Origin of the sequence: Methanobrevibacter sp. (assembly GCF_045120835.1) — an archaeon.
Classification (GTDB): Archaea; Methanobacteriota; Methanobacteria; order Methanobacteriales; family Methanobacteriaceae; genus Methanocatella.
This window is the reverse complement of record NZ_JBGVFE010000001.1, coordinates 13,449-36,823: the sequence shown is the minus strand read 5'-3', so window position 1 is coordinate 36,823 and position 23,375 is coordinate 13,449. Positions and strand designations below refer to the sequence as shown.

Sequence of the window (23,375 nt, the reverse complement as noted above, 5' to 3'; positions counted from 1 at the left end):
TAGTTGCTTCCATATGGTGAAGATTCAAATCTTCGAGATATTATTTTACGTTGTTTTTTTATTTTATCGTCTAAATCGCTGGTGTCTGGTTTGGCTATCACCTCTCCCGTCGATAATGTGATATAATTTTTTAAGCCAACGTCAATTCCCACACTTTTACCTGTTAATGGAAGCGGACCTATTTGGATTTCTAACTTATAAGTTATTGATGCATACCATCTTCCTTTATCATATATGATGGTTACGGTTTGTATTCTGCCCATTATTGGTCTCAGACCACGTAATTTGATGAAACCGTATTTATTTAGTCTGATATACTTGTTTTGGATTCGTATGCTGTTGTTTACATTTTTAATTGTGAATGATTGCACTGGATTTTTCAATGTTTTAAGTTTTGGTTCGCCAGATAACTTTTTATCATGGCGTTGGTATGCTCTTTGTAGGCGTTCTATGGAGTTTTGTAAAGCAGTAGAGTCTATTTCATACAGAAATGGATTTTCATGCTTTAATTCACGTAGACAATCGTTATAAAAGCTTCGATTTATCTTAATTTTTTCATCCTTTGATTCAGGATAATTTTTATCGATGATTTTGTTGTGAATTCTTGCTTGTCTAACGTTTTCTCTAATGTTATTGCTAACAAAACGGGAAGCTCCAAAAGCATCCCAAAAAGCAATCTTCATATCCCAATTAGGATTAATACGACACTTACAAGTCATAACATCAACCATTAAAAACACCTTTTCACATTAAATCTATAAAAAAAACTCCAAATTTAGGAGATTTTAATAAGTAAACACTCTACAAAAAGCATATATGATTATAATACATATATAAAGAAAGTGAGAGAGCATTTGAAAACTAATCAATATTAAAAAAAAATATGAAAAAAATATGCTCCTCTTTTTGTGAAATTCATCTCCAACCTAAAGAGGTCGGAGTATTCTTTCACATATTAGATAAAAAAGGAAAAGATAGATTATATCATTCCTGTTACAAACAAAGTCAGATTTGCAATAGTTGCAGAACCGAGGTAAGTTCCGGTAATAACAATAAAAGCAACTATGATTCCTCTCCAACCAATCTTTTTAAACTCTTCCCAATCCTTACCGATTGAAATACCAACATAACCTAAAAATGCGGTACAGATTGTAGTCAACTCAACATTGGAAACATAATGAGCCACTAAATCAGCAGTTGGCATACCTGGAATCGCAATAAGCAAACCTATAATACTTATAAAGACAATTGAGGGTATATGGATTGGAAAAACTCTTTCAAGAGCCATACCCACAATAGTAACGATTGAAATAATCATCATTCCAATAAATGTGTCAATTAATGGAGTGTGATACCCGACAAAATTTCCAACAGTTACAATGACTGAAAATGCTAAAAGCAATGTGGCCCATCTTCTAAGCTTACCTAAACTTAATCCATCTGAATCATCATCTTTTGCCGCATCAGGAGCATGATCATTACCATCATCAATATGTGCATCCCCTTTACCTAAAATTGGAGATAACCACTTGTACAATTTTTCCGCAATAGGCAAGGAAATAAAAATACACATGTAAATTCCCAGACAGAATGAAAGAATATTACTGCATCCTGCAAAAGCTTCCAATTGAGTGGCAATTTCAGGGTGCATATGCACTAACGGGACCAATGCAGCGGCATTCATACTTGCACTTCCTATACCTGATGCCATTGCAAAGGCATAGGGATGAAATGGTATGATTGAAGTACATATGCTTGACAATAAACTTATGAAAGGAGTTCCAATGATTGATCCTATAACAAAAATGGCTAAAACTCCCCGTGCCTCTGGAGATTTGAAACCGTATTTGTCTATGATGATTCCCAGGTTAGGTTCACGGCAAATGGAACTTGCCATACCGATGACTTCCCTTCTAAAGCCTAAAAGCAAAGCAACGGGCAATGCTATAAGAGTGCCCAAATCACCTAAAAGCTGCAAGAGCAATGCCGGACCCACTTTGAAAATAGCGGAAATGGATTGGCCACTTGAAATGGCTAATTTAGCAAGTAAAACACCAATTAGCAGAACCATTACTCCCTCAGCTACTTTGGCTTGCTTAGGACCTATAAACTTAACAGATTTAATTAAATAAAGAGCTAATCCCATAACTAAAGAGTAGATTAAAGGCAATAATAAGAAACTGATGGTGTCCGTTATCTTAATATTTATAACACCAATAGCCATTGAAATAATGACTATAATCAATATAGTAATATGTAGTTTATTCTCCTTCCATGGCGGAATATTCTTAATGGCCCTATCCACTTTCCGCCTATATCTGTATTGTCTATACCAGTATTTTCTTTTAAAGAATTGTGAATGACTTTTAGAAATAAAATCCACCCCATAGTTTTAAATAATACCTTATCAAACAGATTCCTCATTATCAGTTGATTCATCTTCAGTTGCATATGCACAAGCAAAAATATATACTCACTCTTTTTGAAAAGATATTTTATTCCTAAATATCCGATATTTCATATTAAATTTTAAAAATATGAAATAAAATTCATTATTTACATATAAATATTTAATAGTGGTACATATATAAAAATTTACATATAAGAAAGTTTTAAAAGATGCTGATTTAGAAATTGACAGGTTATCAGATGCTTTAAAAATTAAAAATGAAGAAGTATCTGAAGACTTTATCCTATATAAGACAAACAGTAATATACTTAAGGAGCCAATTGAAAATCTAATGGCTAAAAACGATTTGATTATAAATCTTTATGACAATGACGATGAAGATAATCTTGAATTAGTTGATTTTAAAGAAAAAACAGCCCATCTAATATACCTTGGAAGGAAAAATCGAAAACAAAAAAGAAGAATTTAAAGAGAAATAATGTAGTAAATAACCATTATCTCTTCTTTTTTAATAAATACGAACATTTCGTATAAAACTAATAAAAAAGTTCCGATTCTTATAGTTTCACCACCGAAACTCTCATGAGAAATTTATTTTCTAAAACAAAAAGAATATAATAATAAGAATAGGGTTAAACAAACCCTAAACCATTATTAAAATTAGAAATTCAAATTGAATCCTAACAAACATCCAATAATAATAGTTAATTGTTTTAATATATAAAAGTTTATAAAAAATCTAAAAGTAATACTTTATATAAAAAAAGTAATAAATAATAGTACTCTGGAACTGATAAAAATTTTTACAAATTAGGAGTAATCAAATTGATTAAACAGACATCCAAATCTTTTATCCTCCTAAGGAAGGTGAGTTGATGGTAGAAATGCTTCTTGACTGCATTATTTTTTTAGCAGCCACTTATATTCCTACCTACATTGGCTAAGAATATAAGAAGCATTTTTCTAATTGACGAGGGATATGAATCAGATCTAGGTTGACAGTTTTCAAGGTGAGGATTTCTAAAAAATGAACTTCAATGAAGTGGAATTTTAATTTGTGACATTATTTGACTAATTGACTGAATTAATTAGAGTGGATTTACCAATCCACCATACCATCACCCACCAATAATGAAAACTAAATGTCCTAACCGTATTTAAAAATTTTCATAAATAAGCATATTCTCATTAGAAATATTCGTCTGGTATTTTTTATGCTTGATTGCAGCCCATTATAAATATGTTGTTTGAATTTGTCTGTGATTGAACCAAAATAATTTGATCAGGAGGGTGCTTTTTGAATATTCCACTTTTTTATAAAGCTATTTTTTAAAATACTAATAATATGTTATTTTTTTAAGATTTAAAGATGCAAGTGAGCACTTACATTCGAAAAACTTTATATATGGTCTTTAATAGAGTAAATGGTGAGACGACAAGTTTCCTAAAAAATCTAAAAGGTAATTTAAATGAAAAAAATAGCAATTCTTTCAATTTCATTATTAATGTTAATTGTCGCTGTTGGCTGTGCTTCAGCCACTGACATTAACGGTACCATTGATGATTCCATCCACACAAATCATCAATGCGCGATAGACGAAATAACCAATACCACACCTGAAGCTGCTGCGGATGTAAATGTGGTTGCAGACAACTCCAACACTTCCGCCGTTGCAGGTGAAACTCAGACAGTCCAAAACGCAAATGTCGTTAAAGACAGTCCAAAACACATTGACACAACTCCTGAAAAACAAACTTCCCTTAAACACATTGACACAACCCCTGAAAAACAAAATTCCCTTAAAAAAGACATTGCAAAATACAACAGGTTCTTTGATAAAAACACTCATAAAAAAATTGGCGACGGCAAATCATACTCTGCAAAGGATCTTGTTTTAGAAATCTACAGACACTATTCCCCTGAAGACACAGTGATAATCGCAACCAACGTATTGAGGGACCATGGGTTCAAATTATCCTTCAGTGAAGTGCAGGCCATGATGTATCAGATGATTGACGGAACACTCTACACACAGAAATATGAAATGAATTCCACATATTATAAAAACGAAATGCAGAAAGCCCAGGATTTCCACAAGTCAATCACCAGTGAAGCCAAAAAATACAGTGAATTATTCACTAAAAAGAACGGAAAAACATTTGTTTCACGTCCTGACTGCCATTACTGCTATCTTGATTTGATTGTAGAAGTATACAGACATCATTCCAGCGTTGATGAAACAATATTAATTGCAACCCATGCACTGCAAAACTGTGGATACAATGTTACTCCGGCATCTGTAGAAGACATATTAAATCAGATGGATCATTATTCCTTAAAAACTGAAAAAGGCCAATTGGATTCCTATCTGTACGCTACATTAATTGATGTTGTGAAATTTGGACATGACAGTGGTAATAGCAATGCATTTATATTTGCTGATAATTTGTATGAAAGAATGAATCTATAGTTATATTTTTAATTTACTCATCCGGGAGTTATTCCCGGATTATAATTTTAAGATTTTTGTAGAGAAGATTTTGGTAGAAACATTAAAATTTTAAAAATAGTGAATTAATGTCTTATTGCAGAGAATAATCTCCGTAATTCCTAGACATTAAATATAATAGATTTTGCGCCCAATAGAGGTTTACTTTAAAAGTAACTCCCATATATTATTATATGATTGGCTAGAATATATAAACTTCATCGATTTTAATTGAAGGTAATTAAATTGTAGCCGTCTATGGGGAAAAGGCCTCGCGAAAACCGGAGTTTTCAAAGACCTTCATCGACTTGTTTTTATATAAAGAAACCCAAAAATAACACGAACAATTCGTATAAAACGTATGATATTGTTCGCAACCTTATCGATTCGAACCACTAAAACTCTGATACAAAATTTATTTTTCACCGATTATAAAATTTAGGATACCCTATACGGATAAACCCCCTTTGTATCATATTCATTTTTTAACCATAATCTTAATATCGAATCAACAATTTGATATTTTCGTTCATCATTAATCTCTATTAATCCTATATCCTGCAATTTAACTAATGGTTTAGAAAGTGTTCCGGAAGTAATATTTAGATTGTTAGCAATTTCAACACGTTTTAAAGGATTATCTAATAGTTGAACAATGATTTTTTGTTCTGGGAAATTTAATTTATCCCACATGCTCTTTAAATGAATTGCTAAATATGGGAGAGCTTTATAAAACTCTTTTTTAACAACTTCTTCAGTTAATAGTTTATCTGAGGACATTAATCTTGCAAAGGTATTAATGTAAAATGGAACCCCTTTAGTGCATTTATAAAATCTATCATATCCATCATCACTAAATTCTAGAAAATCCGCCCTTTCTTTCAGATAGTTTTTAGTTGTTTCATATGAAAATGGGGATATGTCAACTGACAACATCCTACCACCAAACGCCCCATTCTTTCCGGCAATATCTTCAATTAATGAGTCTTTAATACTCATAATTCCAGTAAACATGTAAGCTACATTTTTTTGTGATTGTACAATACTTCTCAAAAACCATAAAAAGTTATTATATTCATCTAAATCCTTAATAATTTGAAATTCATCGATGAATATGAAAACCCCTTTCAATTTATCTTCATATTCTTCATAAATTTTTTGAGGTAAATCCATGACAAAACTAGCTAATTTAGAATAATTATCTTTTAATCCTGGAATAGGTACTGGCACATTTTCATATGAAATAATTTCTTTGATAAGTTTGATATCATGTGTTTTAACATATTTTTCTATTTTTTTATCAATTGTTTTCAATCCGAATTCATTGCATGCATTTATTAATTCCTTATATAATAATTCCATGAATGCCTCTCTTGTAAATTCGCCTTTTTGATATTTATCAGAAAGTGACAAATCCATATAAATTACCAAATATTCATCTTTAAAATCATTTTTCAACTTATTCATTAATGCAGTTTTTCCAACGCCTCTTATACCAGTTAAAAGTATTGTTGGTGTGGATCCATATTGAGAACTATCTAAAATATTTGTTAAGAATTCTAAATCTTCTTTTCTATTATAAAATAATGCATCATCAAGATTATTTTCTGTACCCCAAGCTATCGCCATTTTTATCACCCATAATGTAATCCTATTTGAATTATATAATATTATATATTCTAAATTGGATTATATAATACTATGTAATTCAATTTGAATTATATAATGTAAGATAATGAATTTTACATTATATGTAATTAAATCAATTTACTTGAAACATGATATCTCAGTAAACATTATCAACAAAATTTAACAATACTTTAAACGGAATTATTTGAACTGAATACGAACATTTCGTATAAAACTTATAAAAAAGTTCCGATACTTATCAAAATCGGGCACTAAAACTCTGATACAGAATTTATTTTTTGGTAATTATAAAATTTTTGAAATACTCACAAAATCTATTTATTGGATAATTAATGGGTAAACTAATATAATTAGTTTAAACAAATAGTTATTCATGAGCGAAATGGATATTAAATTCCCAGAGTATATTACTTTTCCGAGAACTTTTGAAAAGTAATATAATCCGGAAACTTATTTGTATTTTTTTTAACCATGAATATTATTATGTTTAAGACATGTAAAAATTAATAACCATATTATCTAAAGAATAATTGCAAATATTTTGTAATCTAAATGAGCAAATATATTTCTCGTAAGAATTATCCGATTAAGAATATTTCACATTTTGAATGCTGAATGGGTATTGAAAAATAATCTATATTAATTTTAAAATCCAAACTATTTTCATGAGAAAATTTTTGAAGTTTGCATTGAAATCACAATGGAAAACACTATTGATTATTTTGCTTTTAGTGATTCTTCAAACTATTTTTCAAATAGAAATCATTAATATATTCGGTTCCGCTTTAAAAGACCTTAAAAGCGAAAAGATAAATCTGCTTTTTGATGACGGAACATTAATGATAATATATACAATACTTTCAATGATTATACTTTATGCAATTTCTTTTCTCTCAACCAGAGTTTCATCAAAAGCAGCTTACAGCACACGAGAGAAAATCTTTCATATTTTAATGAACTTGCCTGATGAAGAAATAACCAAATTTAAAATCACCGGTCTGATTTCAAGATCCACCAGGGGAATGTACTCCGAACAGGGATTCATAATACTAATGCTTCAGCATTTCCTAATAATTCCATTCGTATTTATAGCAATCACTATTGAAATAGCATTCATCGATAAGATTTTTGCAGCTCTCTTTGCTACATTTACCATTATAATATCTATAATTTTAATTTTAAGATTAAAGCAGATTACAGACATATACTTTAAGGCTAAAAAGACATATGGAAAACTTAATGTGTTATTCATGTCCAAAATCACAAATTTAGCCAATAATATCCCATTTAAAAAACATGAAACTGAGGATGAGTTTAAAAAGGCGTGTGATGATTCTTATGATAAAAACATCAAATATCAATTAAGCCAATATTCCCTCGGCCCTGTATTGTTATTGGTTTTGGATGTTGTTATTGTGATTCTATTGGCAATGATGTGTTCCGGATTCCATATAGGTTTTGAAGCGGAAAGTGCAATTGATTCGGTGGTCATAATACAATATCTATTATACTTTTTGACCACATTGGCAGTTGTTCCGACCCTAATTGAGAGATGGCCCCGTTCATATGCCACTTCCGTACGTCTGGAAGAGGTTCTGACTTTAGAAGATAAGATTATAAGTCGAAATGCAGATAATTTAAATAGAATAGAAATTATTGAAGAAGACATTGGAAAAGATGAAAATAACATATTTGTTGACAGACGGGAGATTATTCGAAAATTCAATAAAGTGTTAAATCAACACAGGATTAAATCAATAATTTCAATGATTCTGCTTACCTTATCCACATTGTGCCTTGTCTATGCCCCTAAAGTTGCAGGAAATATAATTAACTTAATAGTAAGCAATACGAACTATTCTCATGATGCATATATTTTCACAAGCATTGCATTATTGTTCGGATTGTATTTAATAGGTAATCTGTTAAAATTACCATCAAATCGTTTTATGATTTTTATTGGAGAAGAAATAGCCTATAATTTAAGAATGGAACTGTTTGACAAATTGGATATTATCGATTCAAAATTCCTTCAGCAAAACTCTAAAGGACATATCTTTTCCAGAATAAACAATGATTTGATGAATATCAGAGAGTTTATTACAATTCATATTTCAGAGATCTTTGCACAATTCCTCTCCATAATTTTCGTAATCATACTGATACTAACAACCGACTGGAGGTTAAGCCTGATATATCTGATAGCCTTACCGATTTATATTGCCTGTTTTTATTCGTGTGATGTCAAATCCAAAAAGCCCTATGAGAATCATCAAAAACAGTTGGGACGTATGATGAGCTATTTTGAAAGAAGTCTAAACAATCGAAATCAATATCACGAAAAAGGATTTGAAAAAATCAATGAAATTGTATCTGATAATTTCATAAAATCCAGGAATATTTCTAATGTTTTACTACCGACAACAACCTTTTTGACAAATATAAGCAATATTACAGTTTATATTATAGGTTTTTACTTCCTGGTGTCCAATGAAATACAATTAGGTACTTTATTGGCAGTTATTATTTATGGGCAATTGTTGACAAAACCTTTTAAAAAGGTAAGTGCTTCAATAACTACTCTTGAAACCTCATTTTCCAGCATTAAAAGAATATTTGAAATAATCGAATTTCAAGACAATGAATAGGTTATTGGAAACAAGACATCTTTTTAATATTATCTAGATATTGACAAAACACCAAAAATACGAATAATTGTCTCTTTCAAAAACTTGTGTGATTTGAATTTTCACTAGTTTTTGAGTCACGAAATTTTTTCGTTCTATTTTTTCTTTATTTTTAATTTAAAAGCAGTAAAATTAATATATTAAGTGGAGCTAATATATTAATATGACCAATATCAAAACAAAAGCTCCATATGAATATATGGAGTCAAAACAATTTAAATTTTTCGATTTTGTACCTGAGTTTTTTGAATTCTGTGAATATGATGATCTTTCCCGTTTTGGATGTGAATCCATTGATAATAATTTGATTAGACTTGAAAAACATGGCAAAATTTTAAGAATAGAGTTACTATTTGTCCAAGTTGTAAGTCAAAAAAATCTGTTAAAAATGGGACTTATGAAAGAAAACTAATTTTTTTAAGAATGGGGGAACAAATTTGTACTATTCAAAAGTATAAATGCAAAAAATGCGGTAAAGTATTCTACACTGATTTGTCATCAATTGTTTATCCAAATTCTAACATAACATTGCCAGTTATTGATTGTATTGAAAATTTATATCAGATTTATGGTGCTAGACTCCATAAAATACTATTCGACTTAAAAAAACAACACAACATCGAAATCTCACATCAAAGCATAGAAAACATATTATTAGCATCCAATTATCAATTTAACTATCAAAATTGGACTTATTCTGGTTATTACCTATTTGACAGTCTTTGGGTTAAAATCAAGGGAATTTAGAACTACCTTTTAGCATTATTCGACGTTAAACTGAATACATTAGTTTCCGTCAAATTGGTCGAATCAGAAGATTCCAAGACCATTTATCAATATTTAAACGAATCACTACGCAATCAAAAGAAAATATCAATAGGAACAGACTTAAAACACGAATATCGAGAATCAATAGACAAATTAAAAGTAAAACATCATTTCTGCAAATTTCACGTAAAACAAAACATGAAAAGATTTAAAGACTATTTCGACAAAAACGAACTAACCGATGAAGAAAAAGAACTATTAACTGATTTAAAACAAGACATTTACAAAATTAGATGCAAAAACACTTAAGGATGCTAAAAAACTATGTGATGCACTAATTGATAAAAAATACCCAAAAAACAAGTTCACAGATAAAATCCTATGGAAATTCATCATTCCATACTTTAAAAAATTAACGACACACCTTGAAAACACAAATATTCCATCAACGAACAATAAAATCGAAAATATATTCCAAAAAATATTCCCAAAACACATAAAAAGAACAATGAAAATATAATTATGTCTTTTAAGCCGATTTATGCTAAAATTAAATTATTGGAACATAAAAAATGAAAAAGAAAAAAATCACACAAGTTTTTGAAAGTGCCGAATAATTCGTATAAAACTTATAAAAAAGTTCCGATACTTATCGATTCGGATCATTAAAACTCTAATAAAAAATTTATTTCCCAATAACTATAAAATTTTTGAAATTCACACCAAACCCTGTGCTCATTAATATTTCCAATCAGTTAAGTAAATATATTTAGTTTAAACAAATATATGATTATGAACGAAAACGATGATAAATTCCCAGAGTTTATTACTTTTCCGAGAACTTTTGAAAAGTATAAATGGTATAAACCCTTGCTTGTACTTCTGATTGGAGCAATTGTTTATTTAGTATTACAAACTTTGATATTTGCAATTTTTGGCATAGCCTATGGTTTTGATGTTATTTCTCCTTTAGTAAGTGAAGGATATAGTTCATTGAATTCTGAACTTGGAAGCTATATAAGTTATCTGTCTGTAGCCATTTTCATTCCTTCAATATATATTGCTTCCAGGATTGTTCGTGACAGACCTTTTTCATCATACTCCTCATCCCGCGGAGGATGGAACTGGAAACTTTACTTTAAATGTTTAACCATTCCATTAGCAATATCCATAATATATCAGGTTATAGCTGCCATGATAACCGGACGACAGGGTCCAAATACATTAACACCAACATTCTTCATTATATGCTTAATAATCATCCCCCTCCAGTGTATTGCAGAAGAATACATGTTGAGAGGTTTTGTAATGCAAACTATAGGATCATGGTTTAATATACCTGTCCTGGCATTGATTGCTCAAGCGGCAATCTTTGCATTAATGCACCCCTACAGTATTTTAGGAGTAATTGGAGTGTTTATTGATGGACTTGTTTTAGGATTTTTTGCTTGGAAGACAAACGGTTTGGAACCTGGTTCAGCGTTCCATAGCGCAAATAATTTTACTATCGCTATGGTTGTGGCTTTAGGATTTGACGTGTCCACATCAACAATTGACATGACCAATTTCGTATCAACAATCGTCGTTACATTAATTACTGCATTTGCATTATATTACATAGGTAACAAAAAAGGATGGTTTAGCGAAAAAACAGAGAAATGTAAATTGATTTAATTGGATATTGAAGTAAATTTTACTTCTATCCAATCCCCATAATTATAATCAGGTAAATAAACACATCTGTACACAAATGAGTAATGTATGAAATCAAGACATTTTTTGTTTTGATATATCCTATAAATTCAAATATTGAACCTAAACCCTGAATAAATAATGCAAACAAAAGCATTTTTAAATCATATGCATGAATGCATGCAAAAAGGGCCATTACACCAAGTACTGATACGATTATGGATAATTTACGATTATCAGTGTATTTAAAGAAAATTCTCAAAAAGAAAATGAATGGAATAAACTTAATAAATTCCTCACCCATCAATGAAAATAACAACGGAGGAATATCAATGAACGTAATCGGCGAAGCATCCGAATTACCTGCTATTCCAAAGTTTGATAAGATTATAGTCATTACATATGCATATAAAATGTATGCAATGAAAAGACCTACGGCCAAAGCAACATCTTTTAAGGCAGGTTTTTGAAAAATAGCTTTATAATCCCATTTCAAAAAGTATAATACCGGAACGATAAGGACGATGCATGATATTATTCCCTGCCAAATCTGTGATCCCTGTACAAAAACATAACCTATCGCCAGGGCAATGAATAATACAATCCAGCCTCTTTTTGAAATATGAGGATTCTTTTTATAAATCGGAAAATCCAAATCCTTGTTTTCAAACTTAAACCAATCGATATTTGACATAAATAACAATTTGAAATATATGCCTATTAAATATTGTCAATTTAAGAGTCTACATCTTTTGCCTGCATAAAATCACTATGGAAAATATATTTAAGTATATTCTATCCCAATCATCATTAGAAACTAGATATCTTTCAATATTCACCTAGATATTGACAAAACTCCAAAAATACGAATAATTCGTATAAAACGTATGATATAGTTCGCAACCTTATCGATTTGAACCACAAAACTCTACTAAAAAAATTTATTTTAATTAATTATAAACTTTTTGAAAATTGTTTTAACCCATGAATTGGATTAAATAAATCATCATTAACATTAATGGTTAGAATATTAAAAATAAGAGTTAAAAAAAACCTATATCAAGAAGTTTAAAAATCAACATGTGATGTTGATGTTAAAAAAAGAAATGTGTTAACATAAATGTTAACAGAATTTAAATTTCAAAAACTTTTGGAGGCTCTCCGGAAAAGTCGGCGATAGTTGCTTTGCCTTCCTTAATGGTAAATACTTCAAATGTCGGATTGTCACCGGATTCATATAATGCCTTTACAAGATCATTGGCATCAATTACCTTTTGCTTGATTTCCAAATCATCGATGAATTCGACTTTACCGGCAATTCTGAGCCATTGGAATTCCGGAGTGGCTGCAGTCATTTCAAAGTTAGGGTTTGCATCCAATTCCTTATACATTGGCTTTTGGTTGCTGGTACAGAAGTATGGTTTGTTATCTTCTGCAAAGTAGAAGAGTATAGGCCTTACTTTTGCGTTTCCGTCAAGTCCTGTAGTTGCGAGATATTGCTGAGGATTTTCAGTTAAGAATTTTATTACTTCTTCCATTTATATCACCATTATTTATTAATACTAAATCGCTTTATTTTATTTAGTATTAATTATAAATTGGTTTTATAGCTAATATAAGCTTTTTGTTACTTTAAAGTTACTAATAATCGATTAGAGTGATTGGTTACTTTTACGTAACTAAAATTTTATTAATAATCGCCAATAGATAAATTCATATCCAAATGGAAAAGTGATACTATGGCTAAATTCGAAAGCAATTACTGTCCGGTAAACGAAACCTTAAAAATCATCAGCGGAAAATGGCATCTTCTAATCATCAGGGATTTGTTCTTCGGCAAAAAAAGATTCAAAGAATTCAAGAAGGATAAACCTAATTTGAGCAATAAGGTTTTAACCGAATGTTTAAAGGATTTGGAATCAAATGGATTGATTTCAAAAACCAATTTGGATGATTCCAAAATAACAGAATATTCCTTGACTGAAGAAGGAAAAAAAATGAATAGAATTCTTTATGAACTTGCCATATTCACTTTAGAAAAAGATGATTCCGCAACAGATGCCGAATCTGAAGAATTTATAAAGATTTTTAAAGACACATTAGATATTGATTAACAATAAAATATTATTCAACTAAGGAGAATTGGATGAATAGAGAAGAACAACTTGATTTTCTAATTAATTATTTGATTGATGAGAGAAATGAAGCAATTGAAATTCCACAAGACTATAAAGCTAAACGAGATCTGCTTCGTTCTTTAATGAATGTAAGAATACCTTTAAAAATTTCAGACAAATTTCTAAAAGTTCAGGATGATTTCCTAACTGCTGAAACATTGGCTAAAGATTTAACTTCGGTAGAGGATATAAAGGATGTCAACGGCAAAATCCTGCTTTGGCAAGGAGATATTGTAACTTTGAAAGTTGACGGAATTGTTAATGCGGCAAATTCAAAATTATTGGGTTGTTTTATTCCCCTTCACAATTGCATTGACAACATGATCCATTCAGCAGCGGGAGTGCAACTCAGAGACGAATGCAACAGCATGATGCAGCTGCAGGGACACGACGAAGAAGTGGGCAAAGCCAAGATTACAAACGCTTATAATCTGCCTTCAAAATATGTAATCCATACGGTTGGTCCTGCAATCCCTTATGGCTCAAAACCATCAAAAAGCGATTGTGAAGCATTAAAGAATTGCTATAGGTCTTGTTTGGAAATTGCAAGTGAAAATAATCTGGAATCACTGGCATTTTGCGGTATTTCAACTGGAGTGTTTAATTTTCCACGAGATTTGGCGGCCAAAATAGCTATTGATACTGTTAAAGAATATTTGGATTCAAATGAAACCAGTTTAAAGCATGTGATTTTTGACGTGTTTTCAGATGACAGCTATACAACATATAAGGATTTATTGTTTTAGGGAGAAAAATATGGAACATTTCGTTAAAAGATTAGACAAGGCATATGACGCCATTGATTATGCAGATTATATTCTTGTTGGTGCAGGTGCCGGATTTTCTGCAGCTGCAGGCATTGTATATTCAGGAAAACGTTTTGAAGATAATTTCAAGGATTTCATTGAGAAATATGGCTTGACTGACATGTATTCTTCCGGATTTTATCCATTCAAAACTTCAGAGGAAAAATGGGCCTACTGGTCTCGTCATGTTTACATGAACAGATACTCCGTTGGCAAAACCGAATTATATGAACAATTATTAGAACTGGTTAGAAATAAGGACTATTTCATCCTAACGACTAATGTAGAACATCAATTTTGGATAAATGGTTTTGAAAACGATAGGATTTTTGCAACCCAGGGAGACTATGGCCTTTTCCAATGCAGCGAACCATGCCATGAAAAACTATATTCAAATAGAGATTTTGTCTTCAAAGCTATTAAAAACATTGCCGATTGTAGAATCCCCTCTGATTTAATACCGAAGTGTCCGGTCTGTGGAAAGGAAATGGCTTTGAATCTAAGAGTCGACAATACATTTGTTGAAGATGAGAAATGGATGGAAATGTATAACAATTATTCCAGATATCTGGAACATGTTGATGAAGACAAAAACACTGTATTTTTAGAGCTGGGCGTTGGCTTTAACACACCTTCGATAATAAGATATCCATTTGAACAGATGACATATGACAATCCAAACACCACATTAATTAGGTTAAATAGAAGCTCATCACAAGCAATACCTGAAAACAAAGATAAGACCATTTGTTTTGATGAAAAAATTTCAGAAATATTTACATATTGGCTTTCGAGGATTTAAATTATCAATTCTTCAGAACACATAATCTTTGAATTAACCTAAAAAATACGAACATTTCGTATAAAACGTATGATATAGTTCGCAACCTTATCGATTTTTCCACTAAAACTCGAATTATAGTAATAATAAAAAGGAAAAATAAAAAAATATATATTCTGGATATATCAGTAAAAATAACTAATTATCCAATGATTCATCCGCATATTTAAATTTACTTCTTGAAAACAGCCAGACAATCAATGCCGCAACAGAAACCGCACTAGCTGCCATCATTACATATGACCATCCCCCTAATGACCATAGAAGAGATGCAAGAGCACTTCCGATAGCCCCAAATATAAAGTTATTCACAACAAAAACCGTATTCAGTCTGCTGCGCTCACCCTGAGATAAGTTAAACAATCTTGTCTGGGTCAAGACGCTTACTCCCTGAACTGCAACTGAAAGTACCGCTGCAACAATCACAATGGCAACTATTGAATCACTGAATGCAAAGCCGCACACCATACTAACAAGGCAAACCACAATGAACGCTCCGAGCGCAGGTATGCTCAAGCCTTTGTCCTGCAATTTTCCGATTCCCACACCAAATACTGCCGCTGCAAGACCTGCCAGACTTACAAGCCCAATTTGGAACGTGTTATAGTTAAACGGCTCTGCGGATAGAAGAAATGTTAAGGAAGTCCAGAATATGTTGAAAATCAAACCGAATATCAGTCCTGAGTGCAGCAATATGTTCGGCAAGGACCTATGATTTTTAAAGGTGGTAAAAACACTTGCCAAAAGTTTCCCATATGATTTGAACTTGTTTTTTGCAGGAATTTCCGGCAATACATAAATCATTACCAAAACCATGCCCAGATTCAAAGCGGCCGCTATTACATAAACTGATCTCCATCCCCAAAATCCCGCAATGATACCACTTGCAAACCTTGAAAAGAGGATACCTGTTGTTATTCCAGATGATACAATTCCAACGATGTGGCCACGTTCATCCTCACGGCTCAAATCTCCCGCAAGTGGCAATATGATTTGACCGGAAATTGTTACAATCCCCATGCTGAAGAGTGACAGTGACAATATGATAAATGAAGGTGATATGGCACAGGAGACCAAAGCCAATACGGAAAGCACCATTACAAGGGCTATCATACGTTTTCTTCGAACAAAATCGCCCAAAGGCAAAATAAAGAGAATTCCCATCGCATACCCAATTTGGGTTGCAGTAACCAGAAGTCCCCCATTTGCCGCTGGAAGACCAAAGCCATCCATTATCTGGACAAGCAACGGCTGGGCCCAGTACAGATTACCTATTGCAAGACCAGAACATATCGCAAACAGTATCGCCAGGAATTTAGTCATGATTATATCATTATCATTCATATTATCGCACCAATTAAAATTTTCTAATCAAATATTTAAAAAATAGGGTATTTAAAGATAAAGTGGCATCAATGACATCTAAAAAACTTAATATTAAAACATATATAACAATAAACATGACTTTAAATCCGAAAAAACTTGCATATTATGAAAAAAAATATGAGCGAAACCCCCTAGAAGACACTCTCAAATTCATGAGCAACAAGTGGACACTGCATGTTTTAAGAGACCTGTTTTTAGGAAAAAGTCATTTCAATGAATTTAAAGTCAACAGACCCTCCCTGGACAACAAGGCACTGTCAAGATGCCTTAAGACAATGCAGGATAATGGCCTTATTTACAAGACAAATGAGGGCAATGATCCAAAAAATACCCAATATTTCCTAACCAAAAAGGGAAGGTCACTGAATAAGGTATTCTATGAACTGTTACTGTTTGCTCTTGAAACAGATGTCGACAACGAACATTATTCGGAATATGAAAAAAAAGAATTGAAAGAAATGTATAAGGAAATATTGGATTTAAAATGAAAAGAATGAATTTTTAAAAATCCATCTATTCCTGATTACTTAAAAGAACACCACCGACTCCAACATTGTCAAATTTCCTTTCGTTGAACAGCACATATATCATTTCTATCGGAAGGCCTGTGACTCTTGAAGCGGATTCGCTGAATTCTTTTGCCAAAATTTCTTTTTGCTCTTTTGTTAATTCTCCTATATCAAAACTTATAACTGGCATATTATCACCAATTGAAAATTAAATTTTTCTTAATAAAAAGTTAATGTGGCACGAATGCCACTTAATTTAATAACCATGCCTTCTTGAAAAAGCCACGACCATAACGAACAATCGTATGAAACGTATAATATAGTTCGCAACCTTATCGATTTACTACACTAATATCCCATAATAACTTTCATTATAACAATAGAAAAATTTCATAATTCTATGTTTCTTTTTTTAAAAAATTGTTTTCATCACGTAATATTTATCCCACTTCATTAAATTGATTTAGATTTATAAAATTGATGTTATTTCATTATATTTTTCAAATCAGATGATGTAAATTATTTTAATGATAAATTTAAATAATATTAGAAATATATTACTATATTAAACTAATTTCAGAGGTTTTTAGATGTCAGAATTTCAGGAAGACATGATATTTAAAGAGGTTAGTGAGGAAGATGCACGAATATTCTTAGATATCTTGGGTAAAAAATCCAAAAAAGTCAAAATAATGACAACAGAATTGCGTCAACTAGATCCAACGACATTTGTGCCAGATATAATACTGGAATTGGATGATGAAATATTGATAATCGAACTTCAATCAACAAAAGTTGGAAAAAAACATCACCAAAGATTCCACATATATGTAGCGATATCTGACTACAAATTCGATTCAATCCCAAAAGAAGTTAACCTATGTGTTTTTACCACTGCAGAAGAATCTAAAAAAATCACATATACAGTGAACAAAGACAATGACTTTACTTATGACGTGATTAGTTTAACTGATTATGACAGTAAAGAAATTATTAATACTATTAATGACAAACTTAAAGACAATACCGAAATATCTGGAAAAGAACTGATCTTATTTGCTTTAGTTCCCATCATTGAAAAAAATGATGGTGTTGAAGATTATGTCGAATATGTGGTAAATACATTAATCGACTTAAACGGATTAACTCCATCAATTAAAGCATTAGTTTATGGAATTGAATGGCTGATTGTAGACAAATTCGTTGATGATGAAAAAACAAAAAACATATTACGCGATTTGTTGGGTGATAGAATGAGTTTAATACATGAATATGCAGAAAATAAAGTAAATCAAGAACAAATTAGAATTATTAGAAATCTTTTAAGACATGGAATGAGAGCTGAAGTAGTTGCTAAATCTGCTGAAGTACCATTATCCAGAGTTAAAGCTATTGAAAGAAAAATGAAAAAATAATTTTCTTTTATTATTTTTTTAATGAATAGTTGATAATACATATAGTAATTAAATTATTTTTACATCGACTACTAGTAAAAAACCATCCCCGATAATCTTCTATACCTTAAGGCGAAACGTGAAATAATCATGGTTAAACATGAAAACAATGATTTTTCACAATAATATGGCGTGCAAAAATCTACTTTTGATTTAAATAATATAAAAATCTAATAAATTTATATCAAAAATATTTTACTTGTGGGTTCATATGGTTAATTCAAGATTATTAAAAATACTATTCCCAATTGATATTAAAAGTTTAACAATCAGGGAAAGAATATACCACATACTGATTTTTACTGTTCCTCTCCTATTGTTCGCTATAGTAATGGCCACCACACCCAGTGGTTGGTTTACAATAGTATTATGGGCATTATATGTTGTTTTGTTTGCTCCTTGGTGGTACTGCATGTTAACTTATGAAAAACTTGAGAAAAAATATAAACTTGACTCCGACATCAGATTTGGAAATACATATGAATTCTTTTCTAAGTTTTTGGCTTCATTCGCTCCGGGAATAATGCTTGCAGCAATAACAATTTCATATATAATGGATGAAGTCTTTCTAGGCTTTGTCATTTCATTTGCTTTCATTATTCCATCATTGGCATTATATTTTAGAGATGATGTTTTTAATGATGAAAGTTGCATTGAAGGTGAAGATATTATTTTAGGTTATACTCCAGCATGGTATGGATTATTGAGCGCAGCTATAGGACTTTTTGGTTATATCAATGCATTTAAATTGAATAATCCAAAACTATCAATTTGTTTGATTTTAGTAACTTTGATTTTCCAAATACTTGCTGTTGCACCGGACAAACTTAATAAAGTCTTATTTTTTGAAGTTAGGAGAATAAGTGGATGTTTACTACTTCTTTTTTCAGTAGGTGCAATATTTTTATTAATATGTTTCATGATAACAGGACATTCCGTTATTAACTTAAATAATATTGATTTATCATTTGAAAGTATTGTAAGAAAAGCTCTTACTTGGGGTACTGGAATTATTATCGCAATACTATTCATACGGAAAATTAAAAGCATGAATAAATAATGATTTTTTAAACACCCTATTGCTAAACTTTATCAAAATTTAACAATATTTAAATTAGATTATTTGAGAGAAATACGAACATTTCGTATAAAACGTATGATATAGTTCGCAACCTTATCATTTGAACCGCAAAACTCTACTAAAAAATTTATTTTTTGATAATTATAAAATTTTTGGAAGTCTTTTATAACTTATAAACAGACCATTATTAAAACTATCGCATTTGACCTACTGACTCATCGCTTATAGATAATCTGCTCTTTTTCTAAAATTCTTAATTTCGATTGATTAAATCAAAAATAATTTTTTTGATTTTAATTTAGTTGAGTGCCTTTTACATTAACAATGAAGATGTTGAAAATTAATTCTATTTCAAAGTTAACATGTACATGATTCTAAAAATAAGTTTTCAATAATTAGGATTAAATGAGAAAATTTAAAGTAGAGTAATAAAAAAAATAAAAAAAGAGATAGAATTATCTTGATGGGATAATAATATCTCTTTCACCAGATGGCATGAATTCCCTTAAAGCTCCTTTAGCGATTTCTTTTCTCACATGTCTGAAATCGAATGTATTATTGTTATCTGCGAAAGCGATTTTAATTAGAGGATTTGTACAAAATGCATCTCCTCTTGCAGCATGAGGCGCTTGGGCAATTCCTGCATATTCTGGTTGGTGACCTACATTCATCGCGTAGTTCGGATAATTAGGTCCTCTTAATTCGTGAATTAAACCTTCATCACTTCTGACTGATAAAGAATTGGCCGCACCAGCTTGATCTTGCAAGTCATAACCATAAAATCCAAGTCTGGAATGAGCTTCCTTATGTAAGATCATACTTAAATACCATCCGTTCACACCGGCATTTGAATTTCCTGTAGCAAAAGCTGCAGAACAGCCCGCCGCTGCAGATACAACTGATGCTCTTTGAGAACCACCAAAGTGTGTTTCCAAAAGTGTCGGCAACTCATATTGTTCCAACCCATAAAGTGTTACTTCAGTAGCAATGTCACGTACTGTATCCATGCTTAATTCAGCTTGACACATTCCATAGTTGTCTTCCACATAATCCATACCATAATAGATAAAGTCATCCAAGATGTCATCAGTATATGTTGCACTGGCATATTGGGTAAATCCTACTCCACCGGACATATATGAACCTAGCCATACCTGGTCGTATAGAACAGCTCCGGCTGCAATTACTTCCAAAGTTATCTCAGCGGGATCATCAGAAACTCTTGAAGTTTGTACTATATCTGCTAATGTACCGAATGCTACACCACCAGGTTCATTAGGGCCTCTCGCACGTCTGGCAGGCAAGAATGCAGCCATACCAATAACGTCCGCATGCTTTGCAGCATATGAAAAGTCCGCAATAGCAGCTTCACCGGCGCATAATTTATATGCATTAATGAAACTCATACCAATCTGCATAGCAGACCATCTTGAAACGGTACCTCCATCACAAGCCCTTACGACAAGTGTAGGAACTTTACTCACCTGATATGTTTTGTTTCCAACATATTTTTTAAGCATCTCAGCTTGATCTTCCGGAAACTCCTTGTTAATGTCGATTAACACTCTTTTATCCAACTCATCAGCTAAATCATCGTTACCTGTGAATATTTTAGCATAACAATCATCTACAAGACCCGGATGTACTTCTACCATGTGCTCTTGAACTACAGCTCCGCCTGGAAGTGCATGATTAATGTTTTCCATATACTCATTGATTGTTTCAGGAGTTACTTCAACACCCAACCTCTCTTGCAATACTGAATGTGCAGTATCCATTCCCACAATAATGGTTCTTTTAATGTCGTCCACCAATTGTTGGATGGCTGAATTGTTACAGAAGTGTAAATCATCCCCTTCAACATAATCTTCAGTGCCTGAGATTTTATATGCCATCAATTGCCTTTGACCTAATGGCACTCCAATGTCTGGATTATAGAAAGGCATGTTTCGCTCTTTTGCCAGTTTTTCAGCAGCATCATTGAATTCCCTTTTTCTTTCAGATTGCTTCCATCCATCAAAGCAGTAGAAACTGGTGTGATCGCTTTCCTGGTCTTCTCCTTTAAACTTTTTATTTAAAGCGTCTAAAAATTTCTTATCTTCCAAAGCCATATCATTCACCTAATTTCTTTTTTAAGTCTTTAGAAAATACTCCTAACCCGTATCCTCCTTTGGTACGTGCTTCATGAATATTTTCAACTACTTCAAGTGCTTCTTTATCTTGTCTCATACCTATATTGTCTTCCCTGTAAATGGTAGTGATTTCTTTTAGGTATTCTTCATCTAAAGGCGCACCGACATCAACTATCTCATCTAATGGACGGCCTACTTGGTCTTTAACATAATAAACATGACCGTCTTCTTCATTGAATTTATATCTTTGAAGGCCATCAAACATTAAACCGTTCTCATCTAATCTCAATGAGTGTCCATGTACTGTTGCTCCTCTCATACCTGATCGGGCAGGGTCAAAAATATCGGTTTCAATTAATTCTTTAGAAATTTTTTCCAAATCTTGCTCTCTTATTTCAATTACCTGTCTTCCAGATAATGTACCTGTATCCACTCCCCTGTATCTCCACATATAGGTTCTTGCCCTATCGTAAGGCTGTGCTGGGGCATTGTACATTGAATCAGCAAATTGAATATATCTGACTCTTATACCTTCTGCCGCACCAGGAGTAGGTTCCACAATACTTTTAATAATATCTCCATCATCTTCCATTTCAGCTAATGGTGGATGAACTGTTTTATAACTTTCACCGGGATTTCTGTGACCCAATATCTTAACGATACCTTCATCAGAGACTTCCCTTATCTTTTTAAATTTATGCTCTGGATTCATATGCTTTCTTCTGTTTTCAGCAATTTTTGTTTCACCAGGGCCAAATTGTGCTTTATATGTCATAAATTCACCATAAAATTATTTTATAACTTTTACTGTTTCAGAACTTCTTGCACTAGAATCAACTAAACCAATGTAACGTTTATCAATATGATTTTCGAAACTATTGCCATATTTTAAATAATCGGAAATAGTGCTTTTAGTTCGGGTGAATCTTCCAACCAATGTTGTAAATTCACAAGGCATGTTTTCGTCTAATATATCTTGTAATTTGTCCATAAAATCATTAAATTTGGAAATATCAACAGTAATGATAATATCTCCAACCATGATTCTTAAATCCACATCATTTCCTTTAACTTGAATAGTTTTTCTATCTGTATGATTTACATCATGACCTTTTCCAGGTCCATAGAACACTTTTTTCGGAAGGGAAGGACCATGAATCAATACTCTCATGTTTCCTTCTAATTCATAAATTTCATTTAGAATTTTTTCACAAGTGTTTGGCTTTAAAAATCTATTTGGAATAATTTTAATATCAATTACATTAATTTGTTTTGATTCATCCATGAAAAACA

Annotated in this window: 22 protein-coding genes; 12 read left to right on the top strand and 10 right to left on the bottom strand. The window is 31.5% G+C overall.

Translation table 11 applies throughout. The annotated features are described in order from the left end of the window. A partial coding sequence (locus ACJMLO_RS00160; protein WP_405292724.1) for an RNA-guided endonuclease InsQ/TnpB family protein occupies nt 1-731 on the bottom strand: 731 nt, incomplete at its 3' end. A gap of 248 nt (nt 732-979) precedes the next feature. Continuing rightward, the gene (locus tag ACJMLO_RS00155) at nt 980-2,224 is read right to left on the bottom strand and encodes a DUF3100 domain-containing protein (protein ID WP_405292722.1); all 1,245 of its coding nucleotides are present in this window, start codon (nt 2,222-2,224) and stop codon (nt 980-982) included. Between the two features lie 517 nt (nt 2,225-2,741). On the opposite strand from ACJMLO_RS00155, the gene ACJMLO_RS00150 reads away from it, so the two are divergent. Both ACJMLO_RS00150 and ACJMLO_RS00145 read left to right on the top strand, forming a co-directional pair. Beyond that, the gene (locus ACJMLO_RS00150; RefSeq protein ID WP_405292720.1) at nt 2,742-2,879 is read left to right on the top strand and encodes a hypothetical protein; all 138 of its coding nucleotides are present in this window, start codon (nt 2,742-2,744) and stop codon (nt 2,877-2,879) included. Nucleotides 2,880-3,879: 1,000 nt separating this feature from the next. After that, nucleotides 3,880-4,881, top strand: coding sequence for a hypothetical protein (locus ACJMLO_RS00145; RefSeq protein ID WP_405292718.1), 1,002 nt, complete (start codon nt 3,880-3,882; stop codon nt 4,879-4,881). 456 nt (nt 4,882-5,337) lie between these two features. Here the strand turns inward: ACJMLO_RS00145 and ACJMLO_RS00140 are convergent, their stop codons facing one another. Then, nucleotides 5,338-6,528 (bottom strand): ATP-binding protein, encoded by a 1,191-nt coding sequence (locus ACJMLO_RS00140; protein ID WP_405292716.1) that lies wholly within the window; start codon nt 6,526-6,528, stop codon nt 5,338-5,340. A gap of 686 nt (nt 6,529-7,214) precedes the next feature. On the opposite strand from ACJMLO_RS00140, the gene ACJMLO_RS00135 reads away from it, so the two are divergent. The 4 genes from ACJMLO_RS00135 to ACJMLO_RS00120 all read left to right on the top strand — a co-directional run bounded on the left by ACJMLO_RS00135 (nt 7,215) and on the right by ACJMLO_RS00120 (nt 11,678). Beyond that, the gene (locus tag ACJMLO_RS00135) at nt 7,215-9,197 is read left to right on the top strand and encodes an ABC transporter transmembrane domain-containing protein (RefSeq protein ID WP_405292714.1); all 1,983 of its coding nucleotides are present in this window, start codon (nt 7,215-7,217) and stop codon (nt 9,195-9,197) included. Between the two features lie 202 nt (nt 9,198-9,399). Next, a complete protein-coding gene (locus ACJMLO_RS00130; protein WP_405292712.1) occupies nt 9,400-9,648 on the top strand; it encodes a hypothetical protein in 249 nt (82 codons plus the stop codon). An 11-nt stretch (nt 9,649-9,659) separates the two neighbouring features. After that, on the top strand, nt 9,660-9,983 hold the full coding sequence (locus ACJMLO_RS00125; protein WP_405292710.1) for a hypothetical protein: 324 nt from the start codon (nt 9,660-9,662) through the stop codon (nt 9,981-9,983). A gap of 813 nt (nt 9,984-10,796) precedes the next feature. Beyond that, nucleotides 10,797-11,678, top strand: coding sequence for a CPBP family intramembrane glutamic endopeptidase (locus ACJMLO_RS00120; RefSeq protein WP_405292708.1), 882 nt, complete (start codon nt 10,797-10,799; stop codon nt 11,676-11,678). A gap of 25 nt (nt 11,679-11,703) precedes the next feature. Here ACJMLO_RS00120 and ACJMLO_RS00115 read toward each other — a convergent pair whose 3' ends face one another. Both ACJMLO_RS00115 and ACJMLO_RS00110 read right to left on the bottom strand, forming a co-directional pair. Further along, nucleotides 11,704-12,390 (bottom strand): hypothetical protein, encoded by a 687-nt coding sequence (locus ACJMLO_RS00115; protein WP_405292706.1) that lies wholly within the window; start codon nt 12,388-12,390, stop codon nt 11,704-11,706. 439 nt (nt 12,391-12,829) lie between these two features. Continuing rightward, nucleotides 12,830-13,234, bottom strand: coding sequence for a pyridoxamine 5'-phosphate oxidase family protein (locus ACJMLO_RS00110; RefSeq protein ID WP_405292704.1), 405 nt, complete (start codon nt 13,232-13,234; stop codon nt 12,830-12,832). Between the two features lie 201 nt (nt 13,235-13,435). On the opposite strand from ACJMLO_RS00110, the gene ACJMLO_RS00105 reads away from it, so the two are divergent. The 3 genes from ACJMLO_RS00105 to ACJMLO_RS00095 are packed head-to-tail and all read left to right on the top strand — an operon-like array spanning nt 13,436 to nt 15,481. Then, nucleotides 13,436-13,810, top strand: a complete 375-nt coding sequence (locus ACJMLO_RS00105; RefSeq protein WP_405292702.1) for a winged helix-turn-helix transcriptional regulator — start codon at nt 13,436-13,438, stop codon at nt 13,808-13,810. A 32-nt stretch (nt 13,811-13,842) separates the two neighbouring features. Then, nucleotides 13,843-14,619 (top strand): protein-ADP-ribose hydrolase, encoded by a 777-nt coding sequence (locus ACJMLO_RS00100; protein ID WP_288266799.1) that lies wholly within the window; start codon nt 13,843-13,845, stop codon nt 14,617-14,619. A 10-nt stretch (nt 14,620-14,629) separates the two neighbouring features. Next, complete coding sequence (locus ACJMLO_RS00095) at nt 14,630-15,481, top strand: Sir2 silent information regulator family NAD-dependent deacetylase (RefSeq protein ID WP_405292700.1); 852 nt, start codon at nt 14,630-14,632, stop codon at nt 15,479-15,481. 177 nt (nt 15,482-15,658) lie between these two features. Here the strand turns inward: ACJMLO_RS00095 and ACJMLO_RS00090 are convergent, their stop codons facing one another. After that, a complete protein-coding gene (locus tag ACJMLO_RS00090; protein ID WP_405292698.1) occupies nt 15,659-16,864 on the bottom strand; it encodes an MFS transporter in 1,206 nt (401 codons plus the stop codon). 71 nt (nt 16,865-16,935) lie between these two features. Between ACJMLO_RS00090 and ACJMLO_RS00085 the strand changes: the two genes are divergently transcribed. Beyond that, entirely contained in the window at nt 16,936-17,394 is a 459-nt protein-coding gene (locus ACJMLO_RS00085) for a helix-turn-helix domain-containing protein (RefSeq protein WP_116592878.1), read from the top strand. A gap of 25 nt (nt 17,395-17,419) precedes the next feature. On the opposite strand, the gene dmpI is transcribed toward ACJMLO_RS00085, so the two are convergent. Beyond that, nucleotides 17,420-17,605, bottom strand: coding sequence for a 4-oxalocrotonate tautomerase DmpI (gene dmpI / locus ACJMLO_RS00080; protein ID WP_058738979.1), 186 nt, complete (start codon nt 17,603-17,605; stop codon nt 17,420-17,422). Nucleotides 17,606-18,005: 400 nt separating this feature from the next. Between dmpI and ACJMLO_RS00075 the strand changes: the two genes are divergently transcribed. Together ACJMLO_RS00075 and ACJMLO_RS00070 are read left to right on the top strand one after the other, a co-directional pair. Then, on the top strand, nt 18,006-18,830 hold the full coding sequence (locus ACJMLO_RS00075; protein ID WP_405292696.1) for a hypothetical protein: 825 nt from the start codon (nt 18,006-18,008) through the stop codon (nt 18,828-18,830). Nucleotides 18,831-19,080: 250 nt separating this feature from the next. Continuing rightward, on the top strand, nt 19,081-19,929 hold the full coding sequence (locus ACJMLO_RS00070) for a hypothetical protein (protein ID WP_405292695.1): 849 nt from the start codon (nt 19,081-19,083) through the stop codon (nt 19,927-19,929). A 476-nt stretch (nt 19,930-20,405) separates the two neighbouring features. Here ACJMLO_RS00070 and mcrA read toward each other — a convergent pair whose 3' ends face one another. Genes mcrA through mcrD form a run of 3 tightly spaced genes read right to left on the bottom strand, consistent with a single transcriptional unit; the run spans nt 20,406 to nt 23,367 of the window. Then, a complete protein-coding gene (mcrA, locus tag ACJMLO_RS00065; protein WP_405292726.1) occupies nt 20,406-22,055 on the bottom strand; it encodes a coenzyme-B sulfoethylthiotransferase subunit alpha in 1,650 nt (549 codons plus the stop codon). A gap of 7 nt (nt 22,056-22,062) precedes the next feature. Next, complete coding sequence (gene mcrG, locus ACJMLO_RS00060) at nt 22,063-22,857, bottom strand: coenzyme-B sulfoethylthiotransferase subunit gamma (RefSeq protein WP_405292693.1); 795 nt, start codon at nt 22,855-22,857, stop codon at nt 22,063-22,065. 15 nt (nt 22,858-22,872) lie between these two features. Beyond that, nucleotides 22,873-23,367 (bottom strand): methyl-coenzyme M reductase operon protein D, encoded by a 495-nt coding sequence (mcrD, locus tag ACJMLO_RS00055; protein ID WP_405292691.1) that lies wholly within the window; start codon nt 23,365-23,367, stop codon nt 22,873-22,875. Between the last annotated feature and the right edge of the window lie 8 nt (nt 23,368-23,375).

What these genes read in the sequence shown, in the direction of transcription:
- ACJMLO_RS00120 (WP_405292708.1), top strand. Translation starts at nt 10,797, where the DNA reads ATGAACGAAAACGATGATAAATTCCCAGAGTTTATTACTTTTCCGAGA.
- ACJMLO_RS00145 (WP_405292718.1), top strand. Translation starts at nt 3,880, where the DNA reads ATGAAAAAAATAGCAATTCTTTCAATTTCATTATTAATGTTAATTGTC.
- ACJMLO_RS00115 (WP_405292706.1), bottom strand. Translation starts at nt 12,390, where the DNA reads ATGTCAAATATCGATTGGTTTAAGTTTGAAAACAAGGATTTGGATTTT.
- ACJMLO_RS00130 (WP_405292712.1), top strand. Translation starts at nt 9,400, where the DNA reads ATGACCAATATCAAAACAAAAGCTCCATATGAATATATGGAGTCAAAA.
- mcrG (WP_405292693.1), bottom strand. Translation starts at nt 22,857, where the DNA reads ATGACATATAAAGCACAATTTGGCCCTGGTGAAACAAAAATTGCTGAA.
- ACJMLO_RS00135 (WP_405292714.1), top strand. Translation starts at nt 7,215, where the DNA reads ATGAGAAAATTTTTGAAGTTTGCATTGAAATCACAATGGAAAACACTA.
- ACJMLO_RS00070 (WP_405292695.1), top strand. Translation starts at nt 19,081, where the DNA reads ATGGTTAATTCAAGATTATTAAAAATACTATTCCCAATTGATATTAAA.
- mcrD (WP_405292691.1), bottom strand. Translation starts at nt 23,367, where the DNA reads ATGGATGAATCAAAACAAATTAATGTAATTGATATTAAAATTATTCCA.
- ACJMLO_RS00155 (WP_405292722.1), bottom strand. Translation starts at nt 2,224, where the DNA reads ATGGCTATTGGTGTTATAAATATTAAGATAACGGACACCATCAGTTTC.
- ACJMLO_RS00125 (WP_405292710.1), top strand. Translation starts at nt 9,660, where the DNA reads ATGGGGGAACAAATTTGTACTATTCAAAAGTATAAATGCAAAAAATGC.
- ACJMLO_RS00140 (WP_405292716.1), bottom strand. Translation starts at nt 6,528, where the DNA reads ATGGCGATAGCTTGGGGTACAGAAAATAATCTTGATGATGCATTATTT.
- ACJMLO_RS00105 (WP_405292702.1), top strand. Translation starts at nt 13,436, where the DNA reads ATGGCTAAATTCGAAAGCAATTACTGTCCGGTAAACGAAACCTTAAAA.
- ACJMLO_RS00110 (WP_405292704.1), bottom strand. Translation starts at nt 13,234, where the DNA reads ATGGAAGAAGTAATAAAATTCTTAACTGAAAATCCTCAGCAATATCTC.
- dmpI (WP_058738979.1), bottom strand. Translation starts at nt 17,605, where the DNA reads ATGCCAGTTATAAGTTTTGATATAGGAGAATTAACAAAAGAGCAAAAA.
- ACJMLO_RS00095 (WP_405292700.1), top strand. Translation starts at nt 14,630, where the DNA reads ATGGAACATTTCGTTAAAAGATTAGACAAGGCATATGACGCCATTGAT.
- ACJMLO_RS00090 (WP_405292698.1), bottom strand. Translation starts at nt 16,864, where the DNA reads ATGAATGATAATGATATAATCATGACTAAATTCCTGGCGATACTGTTT.
- ACJMLO_RS00100 (WP_288266799.1), top strand. Translation starts at nt 13,843, where the DNA reads ATGAATAGAGAAGAACAACTTGATTTTCTAATTAATTATTTGATTGAT.
- ACJMLO_RS00085 (WP_116592878.1), top strand. Translation starts at nt 16,936, where the DNA reads ATGACATCTAAAAAACTTAATATTAAAACATATATAACAATAAACATG.
- ACJMLO_RS00150 (WP_405292720.1), top strand. Translation starts at nt 2,742, where the DNA reads ATGGCTAAAAACGATTTGATTATAAATCTTTATGACAATGACGATGAA.
- ACJMLO_RS00075 (WP_405292696.1), top strand. Translation starts at nt 18,006, where the DNA reads ATGTCAGAATTTCAGGAAGACATGATATTTAAAGAGGTTAGTGAGGAA.